At 74.7% G+C, this 3,661-nt stretch carries 3 protein-coding genes and 1 pseudogene; 3 read left to right on the forward strand and 1 reads right to left on the reverse strand.

Translation table 11 applies throughout. The annotated features are described in order from the left end of the window. A pseudogene (locus tag G3I53_RS31645) lies at positions 1 to 241 on the forward strand (diguanylate cyclase); the annotation flags it as partial. A 46-nt stretch (positions 242 to 287) separates the two neighbouring features. On the opposite strand, the gene G3I53_RS31650 reads toward G3I53_RS31645, so the two are convergent. Further along, the gene (locus tag G3I53_RS31650; protein ID WP_164334529.1) at positions 288 to 1,043 is read right to left on the reverse strand and encodes an SIS domain-containing protein; all 756 of its coding nucleotides are present in this window, start codon (positions 1,041 to 1,043) and stop codon (positions 288 to 290) included. A 285-nt stretch (positions 1,044 to 1,328) separates the two neighbouring features. Between G3I53_RS31650 and G3I53_RS31655 the strand changes: the two genes are divergently transcribed. Then, on the forward strand, positions 1,329 to 2,021 hold the full coding sequence (locus G3I53_RS31655; RefSeq protein ID WP_164334528.1) for a metal-dependent transcriptional regulator: 693 nt from the start codon (positions 1,329 to 1,331) through the stop codon (positions 2,019 to 2,021). Between the two features lie 636 nt (positions 2,022 to 2,657). After that, a complete protein-coding gene (locus tag G3I53_RS31660; RefSeq protein WP_164334527.1) occupies positions 2,658 to 3,554 on the forward strand; it encodes an alpha/beta hydrolase in 897 nt (298 codons plus the stop codon). Positions 3,555 to 3,661 lie beyond the last annotated feature (107 nt).

Raw genomic sequence — 3,661 nt, forward strand, 5'->3', positions numbered from 1 at the left:
GGCCGCCGCGGGCGCGGCCGACGAGGCGCGCGCGTGGGCGGTGGCCCGGCAGTGGCCGCCGGACACCGCGCACGCCCTGTGCACGGTGCTGCGCAGCCGGGGCCGCACCCTGGGTGCCGTGACGTTTCTGCGCGGGGCGGGCCGCACCCCCTTCGAACGCGCGGACACCCTCTACGCCGAGGACGTCGCCCTGCGCATCGCCACGGCCCTGGACCTGGCCGGACTGGTGGGCGACGCCTAGCACCTCCCGCCCGGCGCGGAGTCCCGTCCGTGGCGGTGGCAGGCGTTCAGTGGCGGTAGAAGATCCGGTCGCCGTACTCCTCGAAGACCCGGCCGTTCCACTCGTGGCCGCCGTCCACGTTGCCCGAGCGCAGCAGCGGCGGCTCGATGCCGCGGTCGGCCAGACCGGCGGCGGCGGTCGCCATGACGGCCTGGAGCAGCGCGGTGGTGACCACGGTGGAGGCGGGGGCGAAGGGCGCCGGGACGCGGTCGTGGGTCAGCTCCGCGTCCCCGACGGCGATCTTGGAGTCGAGCACGACGTCGCAGTGGTCCTTCAGGAACGTGCCCGAGACGTGCCGGGAGGTGGTCTGCGAGGCGTAGGCGACCGAGGTGACCCCGACGACCCGTACGCCGAGGGCGCGGGCGTTCATCGCCATTTCCACCGGGAGCGCGTTGCGCCCGGACAGCGAGATGATCACCAGTACGTCTCCCGCGCGCAGCGGGGAGGAGTCCAGGACGGCCGCCGCGAGCCCGTCGACGCGTTCCAGGGCGGAGCCGAGCGTGGCGGGCATGACGTCGACCCCGACGACGCCGGGGACCACCAGCAGGTTCATCAGGGCGAGGCCGCCCGCGCGGTAGACGACGTCCTGCGCGGCGAGCGAGGAGTGGCCGGCGCCGAAGGCGAACAGCCGCCCGCCGTCCGCCACGGTGTCGGCGATCAGGGTGCCCGCGGCCGCGATGGCGTCGGCCTCCTCGTCGCGGACCCGGTGCAGCAGGTCCGTCGCGGCGTCGAGGAACCGGTCGGCCGGCGTGCGGTCGCTCATGCGGCATCCCTTCGGGGTGGCTGTGTCGCGGATCACCGTGCGGTCTGGACCAGTGCGCTGTCAATACGGCGTGGGCGGGCCGCCGGCCGCGGTGCGGAAGCCCGGGTCCGCGGCCCCCGTCGCGCGCGGCCGGGGAGCCCGGTACCACCGGCCGGACCCCTCGTTCGCACCGCGGGGCCCGGTTGTCGGCCGGATGCGTAAGAATTGAGTCCAGGGCCAGCGCATGCGCCGGTGAGCCGTCCAGCCTCCGGCAGAGCCAATCGCAGAGCTAATCGAGGGGCACGTATGTCCGGACTGATCGACACCACGGAGATGTATCTCCGCACCATCCTCGAGCTGGAGGAGGAAGGTGTGGTCCCCATGCGTGCCCGGATCGCCGAGCGGCTCGACCAGAGCGGCCCGACGGTCAGCCAGACGGTGGCGCGCATGGAGCGTGACGGACTGGTCTCCGTCGCGGCCGACCGGCACCTGGAGCTCACCGACGAGGGGCGCCGCCTGGCCACACGCGTGATGCGCAAGCACCGGCTCGCCGAGTGCCTGCTCGTCGACGTGATCGGGCTGGAGTGGGAGCAGGTGCACGCCGAGGCGTGCCGCTGGGAACACGTGATGAGCGAGGCCGTCGAGCGCCGGGTGCTGGAGCTGCTGCGGCACCCGACCGAGTCGCCGTACGGCAACCCCATCCCGGGGCTGGAGGAGCTGGGCGAGAAGGACGGCGCCGACCCGTTCCTGGACGAGGGCATGGTCTCGCTGGCCGATCTCGACCCGGGTGCCGAGGGCAAGACGGTCGTGGTGCGCAGGATCGGCGAGCCGATCCAGACGGACGCCCAGCTGATGTACACCCTGCGCCGGGCGGGCGTGCAGCCCGGTTCCGTGGTGAGCGTGACGGAGTCGGCGGGCGGGGTGCTGGTGGGCAGCGGCGGCGAGGCCGCCGAGCTGGCGGCGGACGTCGCCTCGCACGTCTTCGTCGCCAAGCCCTGAGACGGGCCGGCCTGCCCCCGGCCGGGGCGGGCCGGGCGGCGTCACCCCCCTTCCGGTTCGGTCAACTTCCTTGACCCGCCCGGAGGTTGACGCCCCGTCGGCCGCAGGGTGATGGCTGGTTCGCGCCGAATCCGGGGGCCGGTGCGCGGAACGGCGGCGCCGGGCCCGTTCCCGTGCGAGGCTGTCGCGTGGTGCATATACCTGAAGGGCTCTTGGCCGGGCCGCCGTAAGGGGGTCCACCCGGCCGGGGAGGGGCGGGAGGATGTGCCGTGACCACGGGAGGGGCCCCGGCGCCGCACGGCGCCGGGGCCTGTCCTCCCCTGTGCTGACCCGGAGCCCCGAGCTCCCAGGGTCACCCCCGGCGGACCGATTTCCCCGAGCGGCCCGCCTCCCGATGAAGATCTCCCCTCGGTTGCGGCGGCCAATCGTGACGGGGTGTCACTCATATGAGGGGTGTTGCCGGGCGAAAGAGTATTTTCGAATACGCATTCGATAGCCTGCGGGTGGGCGGCCGACGGCAGCGGTCGCGCCCCGGGCGCGCCGGACGACGCGCGAAGCGGCCCGGCGGGACAGCAGCATCACGGCAGGGCCGTCAGGACAGCACGACAGGCAGCGAGCTTGGGGGGTGCCAGGACCATGGCGCGACGCATCGACGTGACGGGGGCGGACGGCGTACGTCTGGCCGCCTGGGAGTTCGGCGACCCGCCCAAGACCGCGGCGGCGGACCGGGACGACGGGGGCGAGGGCACCGGGGGTGCCGGGGGTGCCGGGGGCGTGCTGTTACTGCACGGTCTGATGGGCCGCGCCTCGCACTGGGCGTCCACCGCCCGCTGGCTGTCCGAGCGGTACCGGGCCGTCGCCCTCGACCAGCGCGGCCACGGCCGCAGCGAGAAGCCCCCGCGGGCCGTTTTCAGCCGCGACGCCTACGTGGACGACGCCGAGGCCGCCCTGGAGCAGCTCGGCCTCGGCCCGGCCGTCCTCATCGGCCACGCGATGGGCGCGCTGACCGCCTGGCAGCTCGCCGCGAAACGGCCCGACCTGGTGCGCGGGGTGGTCATCTGCGACATGCGGGCCTCCGCGCTCGGCGCGGCCTCCCAGCGGGAGTGGGACGCGTGGTTCAAGGCCTGGCCGGTCCCGTTCGCCACGCTCGCCGACGTCCGCAAGTGGTTCGGCGAGGACGACCCCTGGGTGGAGCGGCCGAACCCGGCCCGGGGCGCGTTCTACGCCGAGGTGATGGCCGAGGCCCCGGACGGCTGGCGGCCGGTCTTTGACCCCGAGCAGATGCTCCGCTCCCGCGAGACCTGGGTCTACGACGCGCACTGGGAGGAACTGACCCAGGTGCGCTGCCCGGCCCTGGTGGTCCGCGGCCTCGACGGCGAACTGGGCCGGGCGGAGGCCCAGGAGATGGTCCGCGTCCTGCCCCACGGCCGCTACGCGGAGGTCGCCGACGCCGGCCACCTCGTCCACTACGACCAGCCCGACGCCTGGCGCGCCGCCGTCGAACCCTTCCTCGACAGCCTGCGCCTGCCCTGACGGGGCTGCTGCCCGCGCGCCCGGCGCCCGCATCGCGCCCGTGGAGCCCGCCTGCCTCGCCCGGGGCGGGTTTGGCGCGGCGGTGCACGGGGCGGTCGTCCGTCCCG

The organism is Streptomyces sp. SID14436 (genome assembly GCF_010548465.1).
Taxonomy (GTDB): Bacteria; Actinomycetota; Actinomycetes; order Streptomycetales; family Streptomycetaceae; genus Streptomyces.

What these genes read in the sequence shown, in the direction of transcription:
- G3I53_RS31655 (WP_164334528.1), top strand. Translation starts at nt 1,329, where the DNA reads ATGTCCGGACTGATCGACACCACGGAGATGTATCTCCGCACCATCCTC.
- G3I53_RS31650 (WP_164334529.1), bottom strand. Translation starts at nt 1,043, where the DNA reads ATGAGCGACCGCACGCCGGCCGACCGGTTCCTCGACGCCGCGACGGAC.
- G3I53_RS31660 (WP_164334527.1), top strand. Translation starts at nt 2,658, where the DNA reads ATGGCGCGACGCATCGACGTGACGGGGGCGGACGGCGTACGTCTGGCC.